The 23,381-nt window shown below is 68.3% G+C and carries 24 protein-coding genes and 4 pseudogenes; 16 read left to right on the forward strand and 12 right to left on the reverse strand.

Annotation, left to right across the window (positions count from 1 at the left end; all coding sequences use genetic code 11):
• Nucleotides 1–6 precede the first annotated feature (6 nt).
• Complete coding sequence (locus KUM38_RS28640; protein WP_217133415.1) at nucleotides 7–579, reverse strand: TetR/AcrR family transcriptional regulator; 573 nt, start codon at nucleotides 577–579, stop codon at nucleotides 7–9.
• Nucleotides 580–665: 86 nt separating this feature from the next.
• Between KUM38_RS28640 and KUM38_RS28645 the strand changes: the two genes are divergently transcribed.
• Nucleotides 666–1,544, forward strand: coding sequence for an NAD-dependent epimerase/dehydratase family protein (locus KUM38_RS28645; RefSeq protein WP_217133417.1), 879 nt, complete (start codon nucleotides 666–668; stop codon nucleotides 1,542–1,544).
• An 80-nt stretch (nucleotides 1,545–1,624) separates the two neighbouring features.
• Nucleotides 1,625–3,154, forward strand: coding sequence for an FAD-dependent monooxygenase (locus KUM38_RS28650; protein WP_217133421.1), 1,530 nt, complete (start codon nucleotides 1,625–1,627; stop codon nucleotides 3,152–3,154).
• Between the two features lie 653 nt (nucleotides 3,155–3,807).
• On the opposite strand, the gene KUM38_RS28655 is transcribed toward KUM38_RS28650, so the two are convergent.
• The 3 genes from KUM38_RS28655 to KUM38_RS28665 form a co-directional block, all read right to left on the reverse strand.
• On the reverse strand, nucleotides 3,808–4,191 hold the full coding sequence (locus tag KUM38_RS28655) for a DUF4238 domain-containing protein (protein ID WP_254397905.1): 384 nt from the start codon (nucleotides 4,189–4,191) through the stop codon (nucleotides 3,808–3,810).
• Between the two features lie 10 nt (nucleotides 4,192–4,201).
• A complete protein-coding gene (locus tag KUM38_RS28660) occupies nucleotides 4,202–4,525 on the reverse strand; it encodes a hypothetical protein (protein ID WP_217133423.1) in 324 nt (107 codons plus the stop codon).
• A 90-nt stretch (nucleotides 4,526–4,615) separates the two neighbouring features.
• Complete coding sequence (locus KUM38_RS28665) at nucleotides 4,616–5,098, reverse strand: MarR family winged helix-turn-helix transcriptional regulator (RefSeq protein WP_254397906.1); 483 nt, start codon at nucleotides 5,096–5,098, stop codon at nucleotides 4,616–4,618.
• Between the two features lie 93 nt (nucleotides 5,099–5,191).
• Here KUM38_RS28665 and KUM38_RS28670 point away from each other — a divergent pair, with 93 nt between their 5' ends.
• Together KUM38_RS28670 and KUM38_RS28675 are read left to right on the forward strand one after the other, a co-directional pair.
• Nucleotides 5,192–6,076: an alpha/beta fold hydrolase gene (locus tag KUM38_RS28670; RefSeq protein WP_217133424.1), complete on the forward strand. Its 885-nt coding sequence runs from the start codon at nucleotides 5,192–5,194 to the stop codon at nucleotides 6,074–6,076.
• Between the two features lie 289 nt (nucleotides 6,077–6,365).
• Nucleotides 6,366–7,181 (forward strand): transposase family protein, encoded by an 816-nt coding sequence (locus tag KUM38_RS28675; RefSeq protein ID WP_217133480.1) that lies wholly within the window; start codon nucleotides 6,366–6,368, stop codon nucleotides 7,179–7,181.
• A 66-nt stretch (nucleotides 7,182–7,247) separates the two neighbouring features.
• On the opposite strand, the gene KUM38_RS28680 is transcribed toward KUM38_RS28675, so the two are convergent.
• On the reverse strand, nucleotides 7,248–7,985 hold the full coding sequence (locus KUM38_RS28680) for an SDR family oxidoreductase (RefSeq protein WP_217133426.1): 738 nt from the start codon (nucleotides 7,983–7,985) through the stop codon (nucleotides 7,248–7,250).
• A gap of 127 nt (nucleotides 7,986–8,112) precedes the next feature.
• Here KUM38_RS28680 and KUM38_RS28685 point away from each other — a divergent pair, with 127 nt between their 5' ends.
• Nucleotides 8,113–8,574 carry a MarR family winged helix-turn-helix transcriptional regulator gene (locus KUM38_RS28685; RefSeq protein WP_217133428.1) on the forward strand — a complete coding sequence of 154 codons (462 nt, stop codon included), beginning with the start codon at nucleotides 8,113–8,115 and terminating at the stop codon, nucleotides 8,572–8,574.
• Between the two features lie 22 nt (nucleotides 8,575–8,596).
• On the opposite strand, the gene KUM38_RS28690 is transcribed toward KUM38_RS28685, so the two are convergent.
• On the reverse strand, nucleotides 8,597–9,466 hold the full coding sequence (locus KUM38_RS28690; protein WP_217133430.1) for an IS5 family transposase: 870 nt from the start codon (nucleotides 9,464–9,466) through the stop codon (nucleotides 8,597–8,599).
• A gap of 1,273 nt (nucleotides 9,467–10,739) precedes the next feature.
• On the opposite strand from KUM38_RS28690, the gene KUM38_RS28695 reads away from it, so the two are divergent.
• Together KUM38_RS28695 and KUM38_RS42355 are read left to right on the forward strand one after the other, a co-directional pair.
• Nucleotides 10,740–11,498: an IS6 family transposase gene (locus KUM38_RS28695; RefSeq protein ID WP_254397907.1), complete on the forward strand. Its 759-nt coding sequence runs from the start codon at nucleotides 10,740–10,742 to the stop codon at nucleotides 11,496–11,498.
• A gap of 299 nt (nucleotides 11,499–11,797) precedes the next feature.
• On the forward strand, nucleotides 11,798–12,046 hold the full coding sequence (locus KUM38_RS42355; protein WP_254397921.1) for a hypothetical protein: 249 nt from the start codon (nucleotides 11,798–11,800) through the stop codon (nucleotides 12,044–12,046).
• Between the two features lie 37 nt (nucleotides 12,047–12,083).
• On the opposite strand, the gene KUM38_RS28705 is transcribed toward KUM38_RS42355, so the two are convergent.
• Nucleotides 12,084–12,926 carry a helix-turn-helix transcriptional regulator gene (locus KUM38_RS28705; RefSeq protein WP_217133434.1) on the reverse strand — a complete coding sequence of 281 codons (843 nt, stop codon included), beginning with the start codon at nucleotides 12,924–12,926 and terminating at the stop codon, nucleotides 12,084–12,086.
• Between the two features lie 285 nt (nucleotides 12,927–13,211).
• Between KUM38_RS28705 and KUM38_RS28710 the strand changes: the two genes are divergently transcribed.
• A complete protein-coding gene (locus KUM38_RS28710; RefSeq protein WP_217133436.1) occupies nucleotides 13,212–14,150 on the forward strand; it encodes an SDR family oxidoreductase in 939 nt (312 codons plus the stop codon).
• On the opposite strand, the gene KUM38_RS28715 is transcribed toward KUM38_RS28710, so the two are convergent.
• Nucleotides 14,069–14,842: an MBL fold metallo-hydrolase gene (locus KUM38_RS28715; RefSeq protein ID WP_308409079.1), complete on the reverse strand. Its 774-nt coding sequence runs from the start codon at nucleotides 14,840–14,842 to the stop codon at nucleotides 14,069–14,071. The two genes, KUM38_RS28710 and KUM38_RS28715, sit on opposite strands and share 82 nt — an antisense overlap.
• 28 nt (nucleotides 14,843–14,870) lie before the next feature.
• Here KUM38_RS28715 and KUM38_RS28720 point away from each other — a divergent pair, with 28 nt between their 5' ends.
• The 7 genes and pseudogenes from KUM38_RS28720 (at nucleotide 14,871) to KUM38_RS28750 (ending at nucleotide 20,454) form a co-directional block, all read left to right on the forward strand.
• On the forward strand, nucleotides 14,871–15,290 hold the full coding sequence (locus KUM38_RS28720; protein ID WP_217133438.1) for a hypothetical protein: 420 nt from the start codon (nucleotides 14,871–14,873) through the stop codon (nucleotides 15,288–15,290).
• Nucleotides 15,274–16,596: pseudogene (locus KUM38_RS28725) on the forward strand (NF041680 family putative transposase); the annotation flags it as partial. The gene KUM38_RS28720 and the pseudogene KUM38_RS28725, both read left to right, overlap by 17 nt.
• Before the next feature lie 100 nt (nucleotides 16,597–16,696).
• Nucleotides 16,697–17,563, forward strand: coding sequence for a transposase (locus tag KUM38_RS28730; RefSeq protein WP_217133440.1), 867 nt, complete (start codon nucleotides 16,697–16,699; stop codon nucleotides 17,561–17,563).
• Nucleotides 17,539–18,189 (forward strand): transposase, encoded by a 651-nt coding sequence (locus KUM38_RS28735; RefSeq protein ID WP_217133442.1) that lies wholly within the window; start codon nucleotides 17,539–17,541, stop codon nucleotides 18,187–18,189. The genes KUM38_RS28730 and KUM38_RS28735 overlap by 25 nt, the downstream gene beginning before the upstream one ends.
• Nucleotides 18,190–18,208: 19 nt before the next feature.
• Nucleotides 18,209–18,379 (forward strand): annotated as a pseudogene (locus KUM38_RS28740) (transposase); the annotation flags it as partial.
• Between the two features lie 90 nt (nucleotides 18,380–18,469).
• On the forward strand, nucleotides 18,470–18,625 hold the full coding sequence (locus KUM38_RS28745; protein WP_086173352.1) for a DUF6131 family protein: 156 nt from the start codon (nucleotides 18,470–18,472) through the stop codon (nucleotides 18,623–18,625).
• 578 nt (nucleotides 18,626–19,203) lie between these two features.
• Nucleotides 19,204–20,454 (forward strand): serine hydrolase, encoded by a 1,251-nt coding sequence (locus KUM38_RS28750; protein ID WP_254397908.1) that lies wholly within the window; start codon nucleotides 19,204–19,206, stop codon nucleotides 20,452–20,454.
• Nucleotides 20,455–20,471: 17 nt separating this feature from the next.
• Here KUM38_RS28750 and KUM38_RS28755 read toward each other — a convergent pair.
• Nucleotides 20,472–20,903: pseudogene (locus tag KUM38_RS28755) on the reverse strand (aldo/keto reductase); the annotation flags it as partial.
• A 163-nt stretch (nucleotides 20,904–21,066) separates the two neighbouring features.
• Here KUM38_RS28755 and KUM38_RS28760 point away from each other — a divergent pair.
• On the forward strand, nucleotides 21,067–21,645 hold the full coding sequence (locus tag KUM38_RS28760) for a DUF6461 domain-containing protein (protein ID WP_217133444.1): 579 nt from the start codon (nucleotides 21,067–21,069) through the stop codon (nucleotides 21,643–21,645).
• 21 nt (nucleotides 21,646–21,666) lie between these two features.
• Here KUM38_RS28760 and KUM38_RS28765 read toward each other — a convergent pair whose 3' ends face one another.
• The 3 genes and pseudogenes from KUM38_RS28765 to KUM38_RS28775 form a co-directional block, all read right to left on the reverse strand.
• Nucleotides 21,667–21,876, reverse strand: coding sequence for a hypothetical protein (locus KUM38_RS28765; protein WP_217133445.1), 210 nt, complete (start codon nucleotides 21,874–21,876; stop codon nucleotides 21,667–21,669).
• Between the two features lie 201 nt (nucleotides 21,877–22,077).
• Nucleotides 22,078–22,596 carry a hypothetical protein gene (locus KUM38_RS28770; protein WP_217133447.1) on the reverse strand — a complete coding sequence of 173 codons (519 nt, stop codon included), beginning with the start codon at nucleotides 22,594–22,596 and terminating at the stop codon, nucleotides 22,078–22,080.
• A 51-nt stretch (nucleotides 22,597–22,647) separates the two neighbouring features.
• Nucleotides 22,648–23,289, reverse strand: a pseudogene (locus KUM38_RS28775) (IS3 family transposase); the annotation flags it as partial.
• Between the last annotated feature and the right edge of the window lie 92 nt (nucleotides 23,290–23,381).

Below are 23,381 nucleotides of genomic sequence, written 5' to 3' on the forward strand. Positions count from 1 at the left end.
CAGGGTTCAGTCGAGGGAGGAAATGGCCGCGCGCAGTTCGCGGAGTTTCAGGCGGAGTAGTGCGGCCAGTTCCTGATCGCATGCGGGATCGACCCAGCGCGCGTAGGCGTCGGTGAAGGCGAGGACGCCCAGCCAGGCGGCGAGCTCGGCCGCCGGGTCGGCGATGCCGCGCCGGCGCAGCGCCAGCGTCATGGCGTCGGCGAAGGAGTGGTGCTTGAGTGCCTCCCGCTCCCGCAGGTCGCTGTTGCTCTCGACGACGGCGCGCAGGGCGGGGCCGATCGCGCGCAGCTCGGGGGTGAAGTTGCCCGCCGCCGCCTCCAGGCCGGCCGCGACGGCGCTCAGCGGCGTCGCCTCGTCGGGCGCGGCGTCGATCCCGTCGGCCAGCAGCTCGCACAGCGCGTCCTGGCCGGCGAAGAGCACTTCCCTCTTGTCCGGGAAGTGCCTGAAGAAGGTGCTCTTGGTCAGGCCGGCCCGCTGGGCGATCTGCACGACGGTGGTGTTGTCGTAACCGTGCTCGTCGAACAGTTCCACGGCGGCGCGTACAAGTCGTTCCCGCGCTTGCGGCTCCCAGCGGCTCATGCGCCCAGGATAAGCGATGGGACTTGGTCCCGTCACCGTGCTACGTTGACGGGACCAAGTCTCATCACTGTGGAAGAGAGCGACTCATGCGCGTTTTCGTCACCGGCGCCTCCGGCTGGATCGGTTCTCCTGTCCTGCGCGAACTCCTCGCCGCCGGACACCAGGTCGTCGGCCTCGTCCGGTCGGACTCCTCAGCGCGTGCCGTGGCGGTGGCCGGGGGCGAGCCGGTCCTCGGCGACGTGGCGGACCTCGACGCCGTGGCCGCACTGGCCCGCGGTGTCGACGGCGTCATCCACCTGGCCTTCGACCACGACTTCTCCCGGTTCGAACAGTCGGTGAAGGAGGAGGGGGAAATACTCGGGGCACTGGGGGCGGCGCTGGCCGGTTCGGGAAAGCCCCTGGTGGTGGCGTCGGGAACCCCGGCGGAACCCGGCGTTCTCGCCACCGAGCGCAGTGACTCCGCCGGGGACGGTCCCGCCGCGGTGCGCGTGGCGAACGCCCGCGCCGTGCTCGACCTCGCCCGGCACGGCGTCCGGTCCTGCGTGGTGCGGCTGCCCCGGTCCGTGCACGGCGAGGGCGACGCCGGTTTCATCGCCCAGCTCGTCGCCATCGCGCGCAGGGACGGCGTTTCCGGTTACGTCGGCGACGGATCGCAGCGCTGGCCTGCCGTGCACGTGCTCGACGCGGCCCGGCTGTTCCGCGCCGGACTGGAGGACGCTCCCGCCGGATCGGTCCTGCACGCGGTCGGCGACGAAGGCGTACCCATCCTGGCCGTCGCCCAGATCATCGGCAGGCACCTCGGTCTGCCCAGCGCGTCGCTGCCCGCCGAGACCCTCGGCTTCCTCGGCGGCCTCCTCGCCGTCGACCAGCCGGCCTCGAGCGCCTTCACACAGGACCTGCTGGGTTGGTTCCCCCGCGAGCCCGGACTCCTGGCCGACCTGGAGGCCGGCCACTACTTCCGCTGACCGCCGCCGATGGCACCGCTTTCGTTTTCACGCGCACGGCCAAAACCGGCGCATGTGCCAACAGACATGGAGCAGCACTGGTGAATGAGTTCGTCACCGAACATCCCGACGTGGTGATCGTGGGAGCAGGTCCGGTCGGTCTGATGCTGGCCGCCGAACTGCACCTGTCCGGCGTGCGGCCCCTGGTGGTCGACAGCGCGCACGAGCGCGCCCGGGAGCCCAAGGCGGGCGGCATCGTGGGACAGGTCGTGAGGCTGCTCGACCACCGCGGCCTGTACCAGCGCATCACCGGGGACACCGAGCCTCCCCGGCCGCTGGAGGCGTACCTCTACGGCGGGATGACACTGCGCCTGCACGACTGGCCGGAGAACCAGTTGTACGGCTTCACCGTCCACCAGTGGGACCTGGAGACACGGCTGGAGGAGCGGGCGCTGGAGCTGGGCGCCGAGATCCGCCGCGGCAGCGAGCTGGTCGGTTTCGAGCAGGACACGGACGGGGTGACGGTGCGGCTGACCACGGGCACGGTGCGCACCCGGTACCTGATCGGGTGCGACGGCGCGCACAGCAGGGTCCGCAGGCAGGCGGGCATCGTCTTCACGGGAACGAGCAGTCCGTATCCGCTCACCTACGCCGCGGACGCCGTGCTCTCCGACGAGCACCTGGCGGAGCTGACCGGTGACCACTCCACCCCCGTCGGCCTCACCTACCGGCGGACCGAGCACGGCGTGTTCGCCTGCGTCCCGGCCGGTCCCGGCACGCACCGGGTCGTGACGATGGAGTGGGGCAGGCAGGAGGAACACGAGCCCGTCACCTTCGACCAGGTCCGCTCGGCGGTGACCCGCGTGACCGGCCGCGAGGTGCCGATGCGCCGGCCGACCGATAGCGGCACGCACCTGCTGCGCCGCCGGACGGGCACCAGTTCGCGCCTGGCGGAGCACTACCGACGGGGCTGGGTCTTCCTGGCGGGCGACGCGGCACACGCGCATTCATCGGTCGGCGCACCGGGGCTCAACCTCGGCCTGCAGGACGCGGCCAACCTCGGCTGGAAGCTGGCCGCCGAGCTGGGCGGCTGGGCGCCGCCCGGCCTGCTGGACACCTACCACGCCGAACGCCACCTGGCCGGACGCAGGGTGATGAGCTCCAGCAGGGCGCAGTCGGCACTGCTGGCCCCTGGGGCCGACGTCACCGCACTGCGCGAAGTGCTCGGCGACCTGCTGGCGGACCCCACGGCGGCCCGCCGGATCGCCGCGATGATGTCGGGCTCCGACGTCGTCTACCCGTCCGCCGCACCAGGCGGGCACCCGTCGACGGGCAGGTGGGTTGCCGACCTCCGGGTGAACGCCGACGGCGGCTCCGTGCGGCTGGCGGAGCGGGCGCGCCACGGCAGGCCGATGCTGCTGTGCCCGTCGGAGGCGGACACGCTGGCGGACACGGCCTCACCCTGGTCCGGCCGGGTGGACCTGCTGACCGTCACCGCCGCACCTGGGGCCCCGCCACGCGAGACGGTCCTGGTCCGCCCCGACGGGTACGTGGCGTGGGCAGGCACCGAACCCGCCGAACTCGCCGCAGCGCTGCGGACGTGGTTCGGCTCGCCGTCCCAGCACGTCTGACAATCACCGGTCACGACGCCGGACGGGCGCACCCTGCCCGTCCGGCGTCGTGACCGGCCTCGGGTGGACCAATGGCTGTAGTACGGAGAGGATGTCACCGCACTCGATCTGCGAGACCTGTGCCGCCGTGGAATCCCCACGGTTGGTCACCCTCTGCACGAGGGGCGCGGCGAGTGGATAGAGACCTTCCAGAACGACACTGCGGCCTTCCTCGAAGGGAAAATCCCGGCCTGACGCCCGCCGATCGCCTGCCCTGACGTCGCTGCGCCCGGTCCAACGAGGAGGCGCCACGAGACGCAGGCGAGAGGGGCCGCGTGCCCGGGTACTGCAGTCGCGGCCCCTGGTCACCCGTACAGAGCAGGCACAATGGTCGGTTACGCCTTCCCCTGCGCGCCCGAGTACCAGTACGGCGAGCTGCTCCCCGAAATCCCCGAACACGTTCGCGCGGGCCGTCTCATGGGCTTGTACGAGCTTGCCGTAATCCCTGTTCAGGCCCAGGGCATCGGCTCCCGCCTTCACCCTGCGCTCCTCAAGGACATCAACCCGGACCACGTCTCGCTCCTGATCCGCTCGGACAACACCGACGCGCAGTCTGTACGACTGTCTCGGCTACACCTACGCGGGCCCGTACCGCACGTGCCCGGTGGCCCGGTCTACGACCTCCTGCTTCTCAAGCTCGACGCCGACGCGCGGTAGGGGCTCACGCGGTCCGCTCGCCACCGCCTCGCCGTCTCCCTCGCGAACGTCTCCAGCCTCCTGCTCCGAGGATGCATGTAGACGTAGCGGTCGGCAGCACGGATCTGCACGGTGTTGATTTTGTTCATGAGAGTCCGGGGGATGGTGTCGACTATGTCCTCCCTTCCTAGGGCCAGCAGATGGCGGGAAGTGATGGGCAAGACGATGGAGTGCGCGTCACCGAAGGCCATGTTGTACGACCAAGGCGTGATGTCCGTGTGCACGGACACCGCCGGATTGTCACCGACCAGGAACTGCCCACTCTCTGGCGTCAGCACCTCCAAGTGCCATTTCGACGCCATGGCACGCACCTTATTGAACATGCTCTCGATGCTGGTGCGAAACAGCGCCTGTCCCGAAATCCTGGGTGACCTCGGACTGCTCGACGAGACGCGCGGTGAAGGCATCGAGGGAACCTGAACCGGCCAGGTGCAGCCCGGTCTGCCGCAACGCCTCACGGCGCAGCGGCTCCGGGAACCGCTCGACGAGCTCACTGCGGACCTTCACGCGCACAGTCTCGAACGCCGTGGTGTACACATCGCGATAGCGGTGTGACCGCATATAGTGAACTTTTCTCGGTAGCGCTTCGTGACGCTTTGTGATCTTGGTGGTGCGGCCGTGTTCAAGCTGGAGCACGACGAGGGCGGCACGGGCGATCCGGGTGGTGGCCGCAGGGTCGAGGCCGACTCGGGGTAGGGCCTTGAAGGTGACCTTCAGCCCGCGTTGTCAGATCGCCTCACCGAGATCCCCGCCGAGTCGTGCGAGGCCCTCCGCGCCCGCTGGCCGGTTCTTGGTGAGCTGGGCCAAGTGCGCTTCGAGGACGTCGAGCTGCTCGGCTCCGATCTGCGCCGCCCAGCGGTCACGCACCTCAGTGAAGAGCGTCGCACCGAGAGTCATCATGTCGTGGCCGCGGGCCGTGACGCGAAGTCGCTTGACGCGTGCGTCGCTTGGGTCGGTCTCCCGCTCGACGTATCCGAGTCGCTCGAGGGCGGCGATCGTCTTGGCGGCGGCCTGCTTGGATACCGACAACCGGCGGCCGAGTTCCGTGGCCGTGTCCGCTCCCTCCCCGATGGCGCGCAGGGCGAACTCGTGGGATGCGCGCACGCCTTCGTGTCCGCGGCTTGCCAGTTCGCCGACTACGTCGTCCACCATCGACTGGAAGCCGCCGAGCAGCAGCAGCGCAAGCTCAGCGCCTGGTGACCGTGTCATAAGGCGCATCATACGAGAATCCCGCCGGGGTCGACAACCTGGTTGTCGATCTATAGGCTGGCAACCAGGTTGTCGATCAAATGGAGGAAACCAATGGCCCCCACGCCCCCCGGCGCCACCCTTCCGGCCCTCGAACACCACCGCGTCAGCCTCAACGGCACAGAGCTTCACTACGTCTCGGCGGGAACCGCCGGATCCCCCGTCATGCTGGTCCACGGCTTCCCGGAGACCTGGTGGGTCTTCCACAAGCTGATACCCCTGCTCAGCGCGCACCACCGGGTGTTCGCTCCCGACCTGCGCGGTTTCGGCGACTCCGCCACCGCCACCGGAGAGCACGACAGCGCGACCGCGGCCCGAGACCTGAGCGAACTGATCACTCTGCTCGACCTCGGCCCCGTTCACCTGACGGGCCAGGACATCAGCGGTCCCACCACATTCCGTGTCGCGGCCGCACACCCCGACCTGGTGCGCAGCTATACGGCGATCGAGACCGGCCTGCCCGGGTTCGGCCTGGAAATGCTCGCGGACGTCACCCACGGCGGTGCCTGGCACATCGGCGTCCTCGCCGCCCCCGGCGTCCCGGAGATGCTGCTCGCCGGACGAGAGCGCGCATTCCTCTCCGAATACGCCCTGCCCTCCCTCAGCGCTACCCCTGACGCGTTCACCGACCAGGACATCGACGAGCTCACCCGCTCCTACACGCGACCCGACGCGTTCAAGGGTGCGGCCGGGCTCTACCGGTCGATGCTCCGCGAAGGCGAGGAAATCCGAGAACTGGCCTCCGGGCAGCTCACCATGCCCGTGCTTGCCATCGGCGGCGGGTCGGGAGACTTCACGCCGGCGACGCTACGCCAAGTCGCCAAGGACGTAAGTTCCGCATCGCTCGACGGCATCGGCCACTACGCGGCGATGGAAGCACCCGAACGGCTCGCGAACGCCCTCCTCGCTTTCTACCGGAAAATCGACAGCCCGGAATAACCCCCGGACCCAGCCCTGAGCACGGAACAGCGCGCCTACAGAGGCAGAGCGCCCTTCATCGTGTGAGCAACGCGGTCACACGATGAAGTTCAGGCGGGCGGCGCCGATTCGACAGCGCCGCGAAACCGTTGGGTCCTTCTCGGGAACATGATGGTTGCGGTGCGTGACCGTGGGCGGTCACTGGGACCGAGAGTGGTGATCTGGCGTCAGATACACGTGAAGCCCCTGGTAGGAACGGGTCTGTGAAGATCAAGTTCCGTAAGACCAAAGGCTTCATGCGCCCTCCAGTATCACCTACACCGCCGTCCTCGACGTCAGCAGGACCACCGCCGAGTTCCTCGCCCGGCTCCTCCAACAGCACCGCGAGCGGCTCGGCACCCGCAACAACACCCGCGCCCTGGGCCCTTTCAAGCAGGCGGTGCTCATCCTGCGCTGGTTCGTCGACGGAACCCGCGTCACTCAACTCGCCCGCGACAACGGCGTCTCCACACCGACATCCTACCGCTACCTCCACGAAGGGCTGACCGTGCTCGCTGACCACGCGCCCGACCTGGCCACCGCCCTGGAGCGAGCCGTCGCGACTGGCTACACCCACCTCAACCTCGACGGCACCGTGATCCGCACCGACCGCGTTGCCGCCCCCGGCCCCAACGGCACCGACCTGTGGTGGTCCGGCAAACACAAGCACCACGGCGGGAATGTACAGGTCATCTCCGCCCCGGACGGCTGGCCGAACTGGATCTCTCCGGTCCGCCTGGGCCGCGAGCACGACACCACCTGCGCCCGCGCCCACGGCCTGGTCGATGCCCTGAACCGGCTCGCCGCCACCCTGGGCATCCCCACCCTGACCGACCTCGGCTACCAGAACACCGGAGGCGGCTTCCGGCACCCAGTCAAGAAGCCCAGGGGCAGTGAGCTCGCCGAGCATGGAAAGGCGTTCAACGCCGTGATCCGAGGCGTCCACGCCGTCGCCGAACGCGCCAACGCTCTGCTGAAGGTCACCTTCAAGGCCCTACGCCGGGTCAGCCTCGACCCCGCGGCCATCATCCGGATCGCCCGCGCCGTCCTCGTCCTGCTCCAGCTCGAACACGGCCGCACCACCTGAACGAAGATCACAACGCGTCACGAAGCGTTACCGAGAAGAGTTCATTGGCCGGGTATGTCTCGCATGTCAGTTTTTGAGCGTGCCACCGAACTTCTCCGGGAGCAAGTCGGCCTGCGCGGCACCACTCTTGAGCAGACCAATGATGGCATCGGCGACGTTCTTGGGTGAGTGTGGCACCAACCCGCTGGCGGTTTCCATCCGACGTGCCCCTTCGACGTCACCGCGGACCGTTCCGACGAACTCGGTCTCGGTGATCGAGGGGAACATCATTGACACGGTGATGCCTTCGCCTGCGAGCTCCGCGCGGGCGATGGCCGTGAGCTTTTGCAGGGCGGCCTTGGAAGCGGAGTACGCGCCGGACCCGGGCAGCGTGGACCAGACAATGCCAGAGCCCACGTTTACGATGGCTCCGGCTGCCTGCTTACGCATATGCGGAAGGACCGCCTGCGTCATCATCAAGGGTGCGACGAGGTTGAGCTCGAGGATACTTCGGAAGTCGTCGAGATCGATAGCGTCGATGCCGGCCTGGAGCCCTTGACCTGCGCTGTTCACGAGGGCGTCGATTTGTCCAAACTTCTGGATCGTTGCCTGCACGGCTTTCTGGACTTGCGTCCGGTCGGTCACGTCGCAGGGAACAGCTATGGCTACGGACTGGCCAAGTTCCAGGGCGAGCCGCCGGATGTGCTCCTCGCGGCGGGCGATGAGCGCTACCCGCGCGCCGGCCTCAGAAGCGGCCCGTGCAGTAGCAGCTCCGATGCCCGATGACGCTCCAGTCACGAGCACTACGGATCTGTTGATGTCCATGGGAAGTATCCTCATGTGCGAGTAGGGAATGGTTGCATGCAGCGCGGTCGCGATCTGCAGCCGAGCGACCGCCATCCCTTGTATCCTATCAGGTGATAGCTGTTACTTGATAGGAGACCCTCGCGTCATGAGAGATGATGTCCACGCATCGAGCTTGCATGAGCTGGCCGACCTGATCTTCGCTGTGAGTCGGCAGCTGCGACCCCCGACTGACCCTGCCTTCGAGCCGTGCACGCCGATTGAGATCAGTGTCATGCGGTTCATCAATCGCAACCCTGGCGCCTCTGCCCGGGCGGCGGCGGAAGCAGCGCTACTTCCATCGAGCAACTTCAGTCGCGTACTGCGTGGCTTGGAGAAGCGAGGCCTTGTGAACCGCGTCATAGACGACCGCAACGCTCGAGGTGTGCGCCTGTACCCCACCGAGAAGGCCAACCAGAATCTCCAGTGCCTACGCGACAATTGGGACCGAACTCTTCGCGGCATCGTCGATGACCCCGCTACGATCAAGATCGTCAACGCCACGCTGCGGCGAATCGAGGACGAACTCGTAGCTCGGCGCAGCAAAGACGGCTCCCAACCCGCTTTCTGAGAGGTCGTTTTCGCCCGATGTTTTATCCCGGAATCTGCTGTTTAGTCTGTGGTGTCGGGTCGCGCCAGGAGATGGTGTTCTCGCCAGTAAGGCGGCGGGCCATAAGGTCGGTCATGGCGAGGTGGATCATGGCTTCGGAGCGGGTGGGCAGGGTTTCGTAGTCGCGAGCGAGGCGGCGGTGGAGCATGAGCCAGCCATAGGTCCGTTCGACCGCCCACCGCTTCGGGATCGGAGTGAAACCCCTGGTGCCGGGCTTGCGGGCAGTGATTTCCATGTCGATGCCGAGAACGGCGGCATGTTCGACGAGGTGCTGGCGGTAGCCACCGTCGACCCAGGTCTTGCGGATGCCGGGATGGTCGGCGGCGACCTGGTCCAGGAGCCGGGCGCCAGCGGCTGAGTCCTGCACGCTTGCCGCGGTGACCAGCACGGCAAGCAAAAGTCCGAGGGTGTCGGTGACGATGTTCCGCTTTCTGCCTACGATCTTCTTCCCGGCGTCGATGCCCTGGCCGGCGGCGGGGACGCTGGTGGAGGTCTTGACGCTCTGCGCGTCGATCACACAGGCCGACGGCTCGGCGTCCCGTCCTTCCTTCTCTCGTAGCTGCTGCCGGAGCAGGCCGTTGAGCTGGGCGAATATACCGTCCTGCTGCCACTTGGCGAAGTAGCCGTAGACGGTGTTCCAGTGCGGGAAGTCGTGGGGGAGGTAGCGCCACTGGACCCCGGTGCGGTCCACATACAAGATCGCGTCCATGACGTCGCGCAGGTCGTGTTCCGGCGGCCGGCCGAAGTCCAGGGCCCTGACACGGCGCTCGAGCCGCCAGGCGGAGAGCACCGGCTCGATCAACTCCCAGCGGGCATCGGACAGATCACTCGGATACGGGCGTCGCGTCGGCATGTTTCCGGCGTACCGCCGCGGACCGAGTGCGCCCAGGCGCACAGCGACATCAACGGAAGCACGCGTCCGAGACGGCCGGGCATCCTGGGATGAGACAGGCACAGGTCGCTTCCCGCCTCACCTGTCACCCCATCTGACCAGCAAGACTCAACCCGCATCTTCAGCAGCACGAGCACCACAACCCGACGGCCTGAAAATCGCCGAATACACAGATAATCCAGACGAAAACGACCTCTGACTGGGCGTTTGGTCCTGTACCGTCGCATCTTTTCAGGCATGGCTGGCCTTATAGTCCAAAGCCTCCGGCCCGGCTGGCCCTACTTGTTCGTCACTACTCTGGAGTCGGGGCGGACCTCGTGGCGTCAGATTCTGGATGCCAGGAGGCTGGGGCCGGCCGACGACGTCGCCGAGGTCACTGAGGCCCAGGTCCGCCATGTGCCGACGACGCCAAACTGGCCGTCCTCGCCGTGGAGCCGTACCGACACACTGCGGAGCACGTTCGAGCCGGCGTCCAGTGAGTCCACCACCCGGGTGCTGGCGTCATCGCGGTCAGCCGAGTCCGGTGACCCGCAAGGATCGCCTCGGCCCGCAGGAGTACAGGCTGGTCGATCATCTCCCCAGCATGTGACGTCGCGGATCCGTCCTGGCCGGCCCGGAGAACGGACCGGGCCCAGGTGGCCGAGTAGGGCGACGGGGTGAACGCGTCGTTGACGGTGGTGACCTGGCGGGGATGGACGCAGAGTTTGCCGGTGAAGCCGAGCGTCACCGCATGCCGCAGGTCGGTGTCGAGGGTGTCCGCGCAGTTGAGCGTGGTGGTGGCCCCGCCCACGGGGCGCCACACCCCGCAGCCGCGGCGGCGATCACCAGTTCCGAGCACGCGTGACGCAGGACTTCTCTGGAGTGGTGGTCCACGTGGAGCTGCGCCGCCGGGTCCACGCTGCCGAACGCAGGGCCTACGACGCTCGATACCCGGCAGAGACGCACTCCGAGGGCCGTCTCGACGAGTGGAATCAGCGGCATGTCACCGCCCAGGGCGGCGCCTGCCTCCCACAACAGGCCCGCATCCTCGACCTTGGACGCCATCACGGCCAGTGCTCGCCCGGCCGCGGCGGCGAAGTCGTTGCAGTGCCAGGGGAGGCTGAAGCGTTGACACGCCCGGTCAGGCGCCTTGGTGGAGCTGCAGCCGTCGAATGCGACCGTTCGCCAGCATCGATAGCGGCACCCGGCTGGATTCTCTCGTCGGGGCATTGTCACGTTGGCTGACCGGTCTGAGATGATCTTGGAGTTGATCGTGCCGGGGAGGGGATCGCTCGTGTCGTCCGCGCCGCCGTCGTGCAGGGGTCACCGGTATCCGGTGGAGATCATCGCGCACTGCGTGTGGCTGTACCACCGTTTCCCGCTCAGCTTCCGCGAGGTCGAGGAGTTGATGCTGAAGCGCGATGTGCTCGTCTCCCACGAGACCATCCGGCGGTGGTGCCTGAAGTTCGGGCAGTCCTACGCCAACGCACTGCGCTGCCGACGCTCCCGCCCGGGGGACAGATGGCACCTGGACGAGGTCTTCATCAAAATCAACGGAGAGCACAAGTACCTGTGGCGGGCGGTGGAAGCCGACGGGACCGTGCTGGACATACTCGTGCACAACCGTCGTGACAAGGCCGCGGCCAAGCGCTTCTTCAGGAAGCTGAGGAAGGCCACCCAGTCGGTGCCACGAGTGATCGTCACCGACACGCTCCGTTCCTACGGCGCCGCCCACCGCGAGGCGATGCCGTCGGTGGAGCACCGCCCGCACAAGGGCCTGGACAACCGGGCCGAGAACTCCCACCAGCCCACCCGGCAGCGCGAACGCGCCATGAAAAGCTTTCGCAGCGTCGGCGGGGCCCAGCGGTTCCTGTCCGCGTTCAGCGGTATCTCACCGCACTTCCGGCCTCGCCGTCACCTGATGACCGCCCCCGACCACCGAGCCGAGACGACCGTCCGCTTCGCCATCTGGGAGCAGGTCACTGGCGCCGCCGGCCAGCCCACCACGGCCTGAATACAGGCCCGAGCCGTGGGCCCACCACGCCCCGAAGCCCCATCAAACCAGTCACGCACCCAACAACGTGACAACGCCCGAAAACACCATCTGCACAAGCTCGTTGACGTCCTTCACACGAAGGCCAACGACCCTCATGACTCTCCGTCACAACCGAATGTGAGACAGGGCCGAACGATTTACAGTTCCTGCCCGGGTCGGTCGGGAACCTCGTAGCTGGCCGTCACGCCGAAGGTGGCCCAGGCCCCGGCCGGGGGCGAAGGTGACGGTTACTGTCACGGTCACCGCCCTGCTCTCCGGTGCCCGGGTTCCCGCAGTCACAGTCGCTCAAGGGGACGGCCGCCGTCCGCGCCACCGCCGCGGACCTGCCCGGCTCCGATTTGATTCTCACGCCCCGCGACAGCGGGGCGCAGCGGATGCTGCTGGCCGGCGACACCACCACCGCGAGCGCGGGCGCGGGTTCGAAGCGGGCCAAGGCCGGGAGCCGCGGTATCCGCCTGGCCACCCCCGACGAGTTCGCCGACCTTATTGCGGACTACCTCGGCTGAGGGACTATTACCGAGCAGTCGCCGCCCGTGCCCGGGCTCAGCCGACCGTCTGGGTACCGATGACGGACAGCAGACGCAGTTTCTCGTAACTCTCGGAGCCGGGGGCGGCGGTGTAGACGAGCAGCCGGTGCGACTGGTCGGTGTCCAGGAGGGAATGGCAGTTCAGCTCCAGGAGCCCCACCTCGGGATGGAGGAACCGCTTGACCGGCTGGGGGCCGACACCCACCTCGTGGGTGTCCCACAGCGTGCGGAACTCCTCGCTGCGCTCCAGGAGGAGGTCGGCGTAGTGCGCCGCCCGCGAACCCGGACCCCTCAGTGTGGCGATCTCCCGCAGCCCGGACGTGAACATGCGGGAGAGGTGGTCGTGGTCCTCCGGCGCGTACAGGGCACGGGTCTCCGGCCGGGTGAACCAGCGGTAGCCCATGCTGCGCTCGGGGCCGGTGAATCGCGTGGTGTCGCCGGTCAGGGCCACACCGAGCGGGGTCTGGCGCAGGGTCTGGCCGAGTTCGCCGACGACCTCGGCGGGGGTGTCGGCGAGGCGGTCGAGGATGCGGAGCAAGCCGGGGCCGACGTGGTCACCGGCCGAGCCGCGCACGGGCGGACTGATCCCGACGAGACGGAACAGATGGTCGCGCTCCTCCAGGGACAGATGCAGCCCCTGTGCGATCGAGGCGGCCATCTGCGGGGAGGGCTGGGGGCCGCGCTCGCGCTCCAGCCGTGCGTAGTAGTCGGTCGACATGTGGCAGAGCGCCGCGACCTCCTCGCGCCGCAGACCGCTCGTCCTGCGGCGCTGCCCGCGGGGGAGGCCGACGTCTTCGGGCTGCAGCGACTCCCGCCGATGCCGCAGGAACGCGGCCAGTCCGGCCCGGTCGATCGCCATGTTTCCCCTCCTCCGTGACGCTTTCCTTTCTACCGCCTTCCACAGGTGGTCACGGTGGCGCAGCCACGGATCGTCGATCCCCCTCTCGGGGCGGCGCTCCGGCCGCGACGCGCCCGGTCGGCGGCCTGGCGTCATCCTTGGCGCGCCGAAACACGAGGAAAGTCCGCTGTGCCCGAGGAAGTCCGCCGTATCCACGGCCCCGCGATCAGTGGCTCGGCAGGCCCTGCACCCAGCCGGCGGATCGGGTCACGGTGGTCTCACCGCACATCACGAGGGAGCCCACTCATGCCACGTACCGACATCGACATCACCGTCCCCGATCTGTCCGGCAGGCGCGCCGTCGTCACCGGCGCGAGCGACGGCATCGGACTCGCCCTCGCCACTCGCCTCGCGGCCGCCGGCGCCGAGGTGCTTCTGCCGGTCCGCAATCCTCGCAAGGGCGAGGCGGCACTGGCCGCGATCCGCACGGCAGTCCCCGACGCGGACGTGGCGCTGCGCACGCTGGACCTCTCCTCGCTCACGTCCGTCACGGCACTGGGCAAGACCCTGCTGGCCGAGGACCGCCCGATCCATCTGCTCGTCAACAACGCCGGCGTCATGACACCGCCCGAGCGACAGACGACCGCGGACGGATTCGAGCTGCAGTTCGGCACCAACCACCTCGGCCACTTCGCCCTCGTCGCCCATCTGCTGCCGCTGCTCCGGGCCGGCCGCGCCCGTGTGACGACGCAGATCAGCATCGCGGCCAACCATTACGCGATCAACTGGGCGGACCTCGGCTGGGAACGCTCGTACAGCGGCGGCCGCGCCTACAGCCAGTCGAAGATCGCGGCCGGACTGTTCGGCCTGGAACTCGACCGTCGCAGTGCGGCCGGCGGCTGGGGCATCACCAGCAACCTGTCCCACCCGGGCGTCGCCCCCACCAGCCTCCTCGCCGCCCGCCCCGAGCTGGGCCGCGCCAAGGACACCGTGGGCGTGCGCGTCGTCCGCGCCCTCTCCGCCCGCGGCATCCTCCTCGGCACGGTCCGCACCGCGCAGCTCCCCGCCCTGTACGCCGCCACCTCGCCCGAGGCCGAGGGCGGAGCGTTCTACGGTCCCGGTGGGCCCGGCCACCTCGGGGGCCCGCCCGTGCGGCAGAAGCTCTACAGCCGTCTGCGCAGCACGGACGAGGCCCACCGCGTCTGGGCCCGCTCCGAGGAACTGACCGGAGTCCGCTGCGCCTGAGCGCGACGGCGACCCTCACCACCGCGGTATGACGGCCCGAAGGCCGACGGCGGCTTGGGCCAGGCGGCCTTCCCGCCCCGACGGGTGACCAGGGGGACCACCTCGCCGACACCCGGCAGGTGGGCGGTAAGGCCGCGCCTCGCGGCGGCGCGAACGAACCGCCCGGCGATGTCGCGCTGCTCGACGTAGGTGGGCGGGTCGTCGAACAGTTCGTAGTGGCTGGCGCAGACGGCGGTGGCGCCGAGGATCGCCCCGGCCTCGACGGTCTGCTCGGGCGTCAGGGTGACGGGCACGTCCGCCTCGTAACCCTCGAACGTGGCGATGGTCCCGTTGACGGGCAGGAAGGCCAGGCCGAAGGGGCCGCGTTCCCGGGCGATGCCCCACCAGTCGCCGTGCCACATGGTGTCCCCGCAGTGGATGATCCGGGCCCCGACGCCCTCCACCACCCAGGCGACCTGGTCGGACTCGCTGCCCCGCCAGTCCAGCGAGGCGACCGGCGTCACCGTCAGCTGGCCGATACGGCGGGGCCGCCCCCGCTCTTGCGGCGCGCCTCGATGCCGTTCTCCGCGGAGGGGCGCCGGGAGCGAGCACGTGGGGGAGTGGAGTTGCCCAGTTCTCGCTTCGCGTGACGAATGTGCGCCGATCGCCGGGGAGCTCGGTGCCCCAGCTGGTGATGGCGATCGGCTGGTCACCGGTGTTGACCGCCTCCACGCTGACGAAATGATCGCCCAGGTCCTGGCTCCCGTCGGGCAGGTCGTACACAGGAATGGAATTGGAGACCTGGAGGACGACCCGGGGGCCTACGGGAGCGGGCAGGTAGCTCGCGATGTGGAAGCGGCTCTCCTGCTGGTTGTGGTTTCCGACCTGCAGAGCGGCGGGGCCGTTGAAGGTGTTGCCGACCACGCCTTGGCGGGCCGCGAATTCCTGCTGCTCGGCCACCAGTGCCTGAAGCTCGGTCACGACCTGCCGCTGCTCGGAGTCCTCAGCTTGTTCTTTTTCTTCCGGCCTCGAACGGTGCCTCGAACTGGGTCGCTCACCTGGGGATTCTCCGGACGCGGGGGCGGCCTTCGTCTGATCCTGTGCTCCGACCAAGGTGCACGTGATCAAGACGAAGGCCGTGAGGGTGAGTCTGCTGCCTGATGCTGTCCGGAGGGAATCGTTCGCGGAAGCGTCACGCTTCCGGGGTGACTTCTACGAGTGTCTGACCGCCCGGCGCGACGAGTTGTTCGAACTCGCCGACGCGGTGTTGTGTGCGGATGGTGCGGTGAAGCCCCCTGTGGATCTGACGCTGTTGCCCGAGCACCGGCGTGGGCACGGAGCGATGTACGGCGGTCTGAACCACGGCCGGATCGACACCGGCGGACTGCGGACGGTGCTGGCCGGGTTGTCGCTGCCGCGTTTCGACGGCGGGCGCCTGGTCCTGGCGGTCGATGTGTCGCCGTGGCTGCGTTCGGACGCACCGTGCTCGGCGGAGCGGCTGTTCTGCCACGTCTACGGCCGGGCGAAGACGGCGTCGCAGTTCATCCCGGGCTGGCCCTACTCCTTCGTGGCCGCGCTGGAGCCGGGCGCCACGTCCTGGACCGCGATCCTGGACGCGGTCCGGCTCGGCCCGGCGGACGACGCGACCGCGATCACCGCCGCCCAGTTGCGGGGAGTCGTCGAGCGACTCATCACCGCGGGGCAGTGGCAGAACGGGGACCCACATATCGTGATCGTCAGCGACGCCGGCTACGACGTCACTCGCCTGGCCTGGGTCCTGCGCGACCTGCCCGTCGAACTGGTCGGCCGGGTCCGCTCTGACTGCGTGATGCGCCTGCCGAAGCCGCCCCGCCGGCCGGGGACGAACGGCCGGCCGCCCAAGCACGACCCGGAGTTCCGCTTCACCAAGCCGGAGACCTGGCCTGAGCCTGCGATCACCACGGTCACCGGCACCGCCAATTACGGCAAGGCCGAGACCCAGGCGTGGGACCGGGTCCACCCCCGGCTCACCCACCGCTCCTCATGGCTCGACCATGAAGGCGAACTTCCCTTGGTGGAAGGCACGTTGATCCGGCTGAAGGTCGAGCATCTATCGAAGGACCGGGATGCCCCGCCGGTGTGGCTATGGTCCTCGAAGATCGGTGCCACCCCGGACGACGTGGACCGTTTCTGGCAGGCGTTTCTCCGCCGCTTCGATCTGGAGCACACCTTCCGCTTCGCGAAGCAGACCCTTGGCTGGACCACCCCGAAACTCCGCACTCCCGAGGCGGCGGACCGCTGGACCTGGATCCTGATCGTTGCTCACACCCAGCTCCGGCTGGCCCGGACACTCGCCACGGACCTCCGCCGGCTCTGGGAGAAACCCACCGCCCTCGACCGGCTCACCCCGGCCCGGGTCCGCCGGGGGTTCAGGAACATCCGCTCCCACCTCGCGAGGCTGTCGCACGGCTCCTGCCCGGTGAAGGTCAAGAGCGATTTGTTGTTCGGTTCCGAGGATCAAGGAAGCGTCGGAATCTTGGTTGGTGGGGCGGAACTTCTTGTCGTGCGACCGTGAACATGATCTTGAGATGCCGCGGGATGTGCGGGAGTGGCTGCCGCCCGAGCACCTGTGCTGGAAGGTGCTCGACATCGTCGAGCTGCTTGACCTGTCGGCGTTCGAGAACAGCTACCGTGATGACGGGCGGGGAGGTGCGGCCTACCCTCCCGCGAGCCTGATCGCGTTGCTCCTGTACTGCTACAGCAAGGGAATACGTTCCTCCCGTCGCATCGAGCAGGCTTGCTGGGACGATGTGGGCTGCCGGATCATCACCGCGAACCGCCGAGTGGACCACGCCACCGTCGCGCGGTTCGTCCGACGCCACCGTGCCGCCCTCAACTCGCTGTTCGTGCAGGTGCTGGCGCTGTGCGGCCGACGTGGCCTGGTCGATCTCTCTGCGGTCGCCGTCGACGGCTCACCGATGGACGCGAACGCCTCACGCGACGCCAACCAGCGGCTCCAGCGCCTGGAGGAGACCGCCTCCCAGTGCGAGAAGGAGATCCACGCGCTGATGGAAGATGCAGCCGACCACGCGCTGAGCGTCGAGGCCGATGGTTCGACAGCACAGGGCGATGGTGAGGACGCGTGCGACAACTGGCCTCGCTTGTCCCGGCTGTGTGACCGACTCACCAGATCCCGCTTGGCCAAGGACAGACTGCATGAACGGGCCATGCCCTCACCCACGGAGATCCGGATCAAGGTCGAAGCCGCCGAGCGGATGGTGGCCCGCGCGGAGAAGCGCCTGGCCGCGGAGACCGAGGCTCACCAGGAGAAACTGAGGAGGTACGAGCTCCGTGTCCGAGAGGACCGGGCGGCAGGACGTCGTGGAGCGAACGGACGTCCGCCGGTCCCGATGGAGCGCAAGACCTCCTCGTGCGCCAGCGAACGCGACTGGTAAAGATGCGGGCCTGGCTGGAGCGGGCGCGCACACCCCGACCCGTCCCATCCCCGGAGTCCCGTGCTTGCCTGAGCGATCCCGACTCCAGGCTAATTCCCGGCAAACGCGGCGGCTACCTGCAGGGATACAACATCCAGATCGTCTGCGCCCGTCGTCAGTTCCTGCTGGCCATCGAAGCGCACGACAATCCCTCGGACAGGACGGCCCTCGTTCCGATGGTGAAGAAAACGCAGCACAATCACCAGGCCGCACGACTCCCCGGCGACATCCAACTCTGGCTCGCTGACAGCGGATACGCTTCCGCCGCGTCCTTCGAGACCCTCGCCGACCTCCCGCTACTGGTCTCGGTCACCAGCGATGCTGACCAGGCAGGCTTTCCCGCGAAACGCCAGCAGGCCCCTGCCGGCCAGCAGGACATGGCGGCCCGCCTTGCCACCCCGACAGGACGGGCCCAGTACCGTCAATGCAGTGCCCTGGTCGAGCCGGGATTCGCCCAGATCTTCCAACGCTTCGGACGACACCTCAACTACCGCGGCCGCCACGCGGTGGACGCCGAGATCAAGCTCCTCGGCACAGTGCACAACCTCAACAAACTCATCAAGCACACGCCCAAGAATCGCTCTTGACCTTCACCGGGCAGGAGCCGTGCGACAGCCTCTCGCCTGCCCGGCCCGTGTTCCCAAACCCCGAGGCACCGGCCCCGGACGGCCACCCGGCGCCAAGAACCAGCGCCGAGCACCCCGCTACGAGGTCGGCAAGACCGTCAAACGCCCCGAGACCCTCAAGGCCATCGGCAAACCCGGCCGATCTTGGTAGATAAAGAACAAGCTCAGCCACCCTGAGGCTTCCCTGACGCAGTGCTGCGGTTCATAGTGAGAGCAGTACTCCTGCGCAACGGAGGCGGTCATGCTCCTCCTCGGCATCATCCTGCTGGTCGTCGGCTTCGTCACCGGCATATCGATCCTGTGGACGATCGGAATCATCCTCGCGGTCATCGGCGCGATCTTGTGGATCATGGGCTCCATGGGGCACGCCGTCGCCGGGCGCCGGCACTACTGGTGATCTCCCGGAACACGAACTGAACCCGGCGGCGATCCCAGGCAGGGCCCGGCGCACTCGCCCAAATGTCCTCCAGCGCGTGCAGGGGACGCGTTGGGCGGGGGTGTGGGCGGGGTGCCATACAGAGATGCAAGCCAGAGACTCCCAACACACCGCAGGACATCGCGCCGCCGCCGTCGCCTTCCCCATGGAGCAACCGGGACCCACCTACGGCCCCGAACCGGCCTTCCGGGCGCGACCGACGGCTCTCCTCGGGTTGCACACGGTTCATCTCACGCCTGCTGCGACCAAGCCCCGCCTGCTGGCCGAGGGCCAACCTGAGCGGGCCGGTCCGGCTCGCCGCAGGTGCCGGCGACAGCACTGGAACTGGTGATGCGTGCGCGAGGGCCGTGTGCGATCAGTACCCCTCGGAGCTGGACGGCAGGACTTCACCATCGCACGTTGCTGCTTCTCACCGGCACAATCAGCAGGGGGTGCGGCAAGGAGGGCGGTGGCCGCCGGGTGGTAGGGGGCCAGCACCACCCCCGTCCGGGCAGCCAGCTGGATGGTCCGCGGCGCCGGCCTTCCGTAGCGTTCCGGCCATGGAGATCACGAAGAGTGCGCGGTGGGGCCGGTCCGGACGGTGGCGTGCGGGGCTGGCCGTGGCCGGGGCCGCCGCAATCGGGACCGCATCGCTTCTCGGGCCGGGTACCACGGCCGAGGCCATGGGCGGCGGGGACGCGCGGTCGCGGCTGCAGCGGGACGCGGACGCGGTACGGGACACGGGAGCCACCGGGCTGACGGTGCTCGCCCGGGACGCGGCCGGGCGCGAGACGCAGGCCAGGTCCGGCACTGCGAGCCTGAAGGACGGGGGCCGGGTGCCCTTCGACGCCTACTACCGCATCGGCAGCGACACCAAGACCTTCACGGCCGTGGCCGCGCTCCAGCTCGTCGGCGAGGGCACGCTGAGCCTGGACGACACCGTCGAGCAGTGGCTGCCCGGGGTGGTCGCCGGCAACGGCAACGACGGCAGCCGCATCACCCTGCGCAACCTGCTCCAGCACACCAGCGGCCTGGCCAATTACACGGACATCGCCTTCGAGGACCCGGCAGAGCTGACGCCCGAGCGCCTCCACGCACAGCGGTTCCGCTCGCAGACCCCCGAGGAGCAGGTCGCCGTGGCGATGGAGCGCGCCCCCGGCTGGCTGCCGGACGCGGACGATCCGGGCGCCGAGACGCAGTGGGCGTACTCCAACACCAACTACGTGCTGCTCGAGATGGTCATCGAGAAGGCCACTGGCAACCCCTGGGCGCAGGAGGTGCACGACCGGATCATCGAGCCGCTGGGGCTGCGCCGCACGCTGATACCGGACACCTCGCCGTACGTGCCGATGCCGACGGCCGCCGGGTACACGCAGTTCCCCGGCCGGGACGACCTCACCGACACCACGCTGGCCGTGGGCGGCGGCGCGGACGGCGGCATCATCAGCACCACCCGCGACATGAACACCTTCCTGCGCGCTCTGATGGGCGGTCGGCTGCTGCCGCCGGAGCAGCTGGAGCAGATGCGCACCACCGTCCCGGCGCCCGGCTACGCCACCGACGGCAGGACCCGCTACGGGCTCGGCCTCGCCTGGCGCCCGGCCGAGAGCTGCGGGGGCGGGATCTGGTACCACGGCGGCACGTCCTTCGGCACCGCCTCCGAGACCGCCGTCACGCCCGACGGCCGGGTGTCGGCCGCGGCCGCTGTCTTCACCACGCGCTTCGGTGACGAGAAGCGCTTCCTCGAGCAGGCGGAGGCCGCGGTCCGCCTGCTGGACCGGGCGGTGTGCGGCGACCGGAAGCGCGGGTGACCAGAGGCGCACACCCGCAGAAGACACCGCTTGATTTCTTCGATAGGAGTCGCGTAGTCGGAAGCGTGGGCCCACAACAGGTCCACTCGATCGGTTCTCAGACGTCGCAGGCTCGCCTCCAGCGATTCGCGTACTGCGGCGCGGAGGGCGGTCAGGGCCCGTATCCCGCCGACGGCGAGGGTGTCGACGAGCCGGGAGACGGTCGGGTCGGAGGCGACCGGCCCGAACACGGCCGGATCGGCCCGCAGCATCGCGACATCGGCCAGGCAGTCCCCGCCCAGCACCACCGCGAGCGCCACATCCAGCAGCACCTTGCCTGGACCCTGCACCGCCCGGGCCTTGCGCCACGGCGCGAACGCCACCGATAGCGCCTTGTGCAGGCCGGTCTTGCGGACCGTCTCCACCAGCAGCACGGCCTCGGCCTGCGAGTGAACCGCTCCGGGTTCGATGGAGGCTCCCGGAGCGGTTCAGTCTGTTGTGGCCGGGTAACCGGGAGACCAGCCACCAGGTCCTTGCCGATTTCATGATGCCCGCGTTCGTCACCGGGAGTTCAGGTACGTGTCGTAGCGTTCGGCCGCCAGGCGGATGTTGATCGGGAAGGCGCGGGTCGTGATGGCTTCCACGCTGTTCGATGTGCTGGGGAACGAGTGGTTCTGCGTGACCGCGGTCCGGAGTCTGGGGGAGGCGGACGTATTGGCCCGGCTGGGTGCCGTCGGCCCGGATCCGCTGCCCCGGTATCCCATCGACGGTGTGGCTGAGCACTACAGCCTGGGCAGCTGGGCGGTGCGAGTCTACTGCCCGGAGGGGACGGGTTGGGCGTATGTGTTCGATGCGCTCCCGCAGGTGGGTGTCCCGTTCAGGGAGCCGGTGCTCAAGGAGCTGTCCAGGGGCACGGAAGCGGTGTCCGTGTGGAAGTTCCTCGACGGCACCACTCGGGTGGCGCACGCCCGTGATGGGGAGATTCTCGCCCTGTTCGACTCGTGGAAGTTTGACCCGGCGTCCGGGACGGATCCGGACCGGCTCAACCGGGCCCTGGAGCGGGTCGGCTTCTTCTTGGACGAGCCGGGTGACGACTTCTCTGATCCGGCTGCCGCTCTGGAGGCGGTGGAGAGCGAGTTCGGCCTGGTGGTGGACCCGCGGGAAGTGGCGGGGCCGCTGCCGACGGTCGTCATTCCCGTACGGGTCGACTGACCAACCAGCAGCGGCCGCCGGTTAGAAGGTCACCTTCAGCCAGAAGCCGTCATTGTCAGCCAGACGCGCGCTCTTGATGAAAACTCCGTAGGTACCGCCCAGGTCGGAGTTGAGATTGCCGGGGATGTGGCCGCGCACGCACTTCTCCTCCCCGGTGAACGGGCCGACAGGAGTGATCGTGGGCCAGTCGGTGGCGTTGTCACCTGTGTTGCCGGCGCGGACAGCGGTCACCTGGGCGCAGTCCTTACCGTGAGTGACGCCGTTGAGGGCACCGCTCTCGTAGGTGCCGGCGAAGGGGAACTCGTCACAGGTGTCGTCCGTGATCGCCGGGTCCTTGGTGAACTTGCTCTTGTCGCAGATCGCCCGGCGGTTGGCCTTCTGGTCCGAGTCATTCTGAAGTCGGTGCAGCGGCGCGCCGGTGTCCTTGAGCCCTCAGTGCCCTGAAAGATTCTGCTGCGCCCAGTCGATCATGTCGGCGGATGACCCGTACTCGGCGCGTGAGACGAACAGGGTTGGGGTGGTCCAGGGCACGACACAGCCGGAGGTGTTGGCGATGGAGAGCTTGTCGTCGCAGCGTACTTCGGAGCCCCAGCTGATCGGCGGTGTGAGCTGATCGGCGTTGGGAGCGTCGATGTCGAGCTCGTAGGTCACGTCGAGGTAGTCGTACGTCGTCGTGGGTGTGTCGGAGATCGTGTACGTCTTCTCCAGTCGCTGTCCCACGCTGATCGGCTGCTTGGTCCATAACGTGGTGCTGCCGGGACTGCAGGTGGGTGCGCACTTGGTGGTCCAGGTGATGGTCAGCGGCGGGAGGTCGCCCGTCGACTTCAGCATCACGAGCTGGTCGGTTTCGCTCCACTGCAGGCTGGTGGTGGACAGGTCCATCTGCTGGGCGGTGGCGAACAGTGCGGTACCGGCGATCTTGCCGTCGTTGTCGAAGTAGGTGTACTTCACGTTGGGATCGATCTGGCACTGAGGTTGATCCCCGGGAGTGGACACCGGGTTTCATGCGACGAGTGACAGCGTACGTGAGGTGGTCAGTTGCTGTTCGAACTCGGCTGGCGCGATGTAGCCGAGAGCGGAGTGGCGGCGGCGCCGGTTGTAGTACGACAGCCACTTGAACAACTCCAACCGCGTCTGCGCCTTGGAGATCCAGCGCCTCCCGTGGAACAACTCGCGCTTGAGGCTCTGGAAGAACGACTCGGCGAGGGCATTGTCATAACTCGAGCCGACGCGGCCCATACTGCGGCGGATGCCGTGCCGGCGGCAGACCTCGTCGAAGGCGGCCGAGCGATATTGCGCGCCCCTGTCCGTGTGAAAGACGACGCCATGAACCTGGCCGCCGCGGGAGGCCACGGCCATCTCGATCGCGTCGGTGACCAGCGAGGTGCGCATGTGGTCCGCGATCGACCAGCCGATCACGCGCCGCGAGCAGATGTCGATGACCGTGGCGAGATACAGCCAGGAAGAGCCGACGGCGACGTACGTTATGTCGCCGCACCACTTGGTGTTCAGCACGTCCGCCGTGAAGTCGCGCATCACCAGGTCGGGCACGGGCGGGGCCGTCTTGTCCTGGATCGTCGTGCGCTTCTTGCGCCGCAGATGACGGCCGACGATGTGGTTGATCCTCATCAGCCGGCTCACGCGCTACGCGAGTTCGAAGACTTCCACAACTCCCACCGGCCCCATCAAGGCATCGCCAACGCCCGCCCGCTACGCCCCTTGCCGAGGCCGATCAG

The organism is Streptomyces sp. AC558_RSS880, assembly GCF_019049255.1.
GTDB lineage: Bacteria > Actinomycetota > Actinomycetes > Streptomycetales > Streptomycetaceae > Streptomyces.

What these genes read in the sequence shown, in the direction of transcription:
- KUM38_RS28710 (WP_217133436.1), top strand. Translation starts at nt 13,212, where the DNA reads ATGCCACGTACCGACATCGACATCACCGTCCCCGATCTGTCCGGCAGG.
- KUM38_RS28695 (WP_254397907.1), top strand. Translation starts at nt 10,740, where the DNA reads ATGATCTTGGAGTTGATCGTGCCGGGGAGGGGATCGCTCGTGTCGTCC.
- KUM38_RS28655 (WP_254397905.1), bottom strand. Translation starts at nt 4,191, where the DNA reads ATGGCGTCGAAATGGCACTTGGAGGTGCTGACGCCAGAGAGTGGGCAG.
- KUM38_RS28745 (WP_086173352.1), top strand. Translation starts at nt 18,470, where the DNA reads ATGCTCCTCCTCGGCATCATCCTGCTGGTCGTCGGCTTCGTCACCGGC.
- KUM38_RS28665 (WP_254397906.1), bottom strand. Translation starts at nt 5,098, where the DNA reads ATGACACGGTCACCAGGCGCTGAGCTTGCGCTGCTGCTGCTCGGCGGC.
- KUM38_RS28720 (WP_217133438.1), top strand. Translation starts at nt 14,871, where the DNA reads ATGATCGCCCAGGTCCTGGCTCCCGTCGGGCAGGTCGTACACAGGAAT.
- KUM38_RS28685 (WP_217133428.1), top strand. Translation starts at nt 8,113, where the DNA reads ATGAGAGATGATGTCCACGCATCGAGCTTGCATGAGCTGGCCGACCTG.
- KUM38_RS28690 (WP_217133430.1), bottom strand. Translation starts at nt 9,466, where the DNA reads ATGCCGACGCGACGCCCGTATCCGAGTGATCTGTCCGATGCCCGCTGG.
- KUM38_RS28750 (WP_254397908.1), top strand. Translation starts at nt 19,204, where the DNA reads ATGGAGATCACGAAGAGTGCGCGGTGGGGCCGGTCCGGACGGTGGCGT.
- KUM38_RS28670 (WP_217133424.1), top strand. Translation starts at nt 5,192, where the DNA reads ATGGCCCCCACGCCCCCCGGCGCCACCCTTCCGGCCCTCGAACACCAC.
- KUM38_RS28705 (WP_217133434.1), bottom strand. Translation starts at nt 12,926, where the DNA reads ATGGCGATCGACCGGGCCGGACTGGCCGCGTTCCTGCGGCATCGGCGG.
- KUM38_RS28640 (WP_217133415.1), bottom strand. Translation starts at nt 579, where the DNA reads ATGAGCCGCTGGGAGCCGCAAGCGCGGGAACGACTTGTACGCGCCGCC.
- KUM38_RS28645 (WP_217133417.1), top strand. Translation starts at nt 666, where the DNA reads ATGCGCGTTTTCGTCACCGGCGCCTCCGGCTGGATCGGTTCTCCTGTC.
- KUM38_RS28760 (WP_217133444.1), top strand. Translation starts at nt 21,067, where the DNA reads ATGGCTTCCACGCTGTTCGATGTGCTGGGGAACGAGTGGTTCTGCGTG.
- KUM38_RS28680 (WP_217133426.1), bottom strand. Translation starts at nt 7,985, where the DNA reads ATGGACATCAACAGATCCGTAGTGCTCGTGACTGGAGCGTCATCGGGC.
- KUM38_RS28730 (WP_217133440.1), top strand. Translation starts at nt 16,697, where the DNA reads ATGCCGCGGGATGTGCGGGAGTGGCTGCCGCCCGAGCACCTGTGCTGG.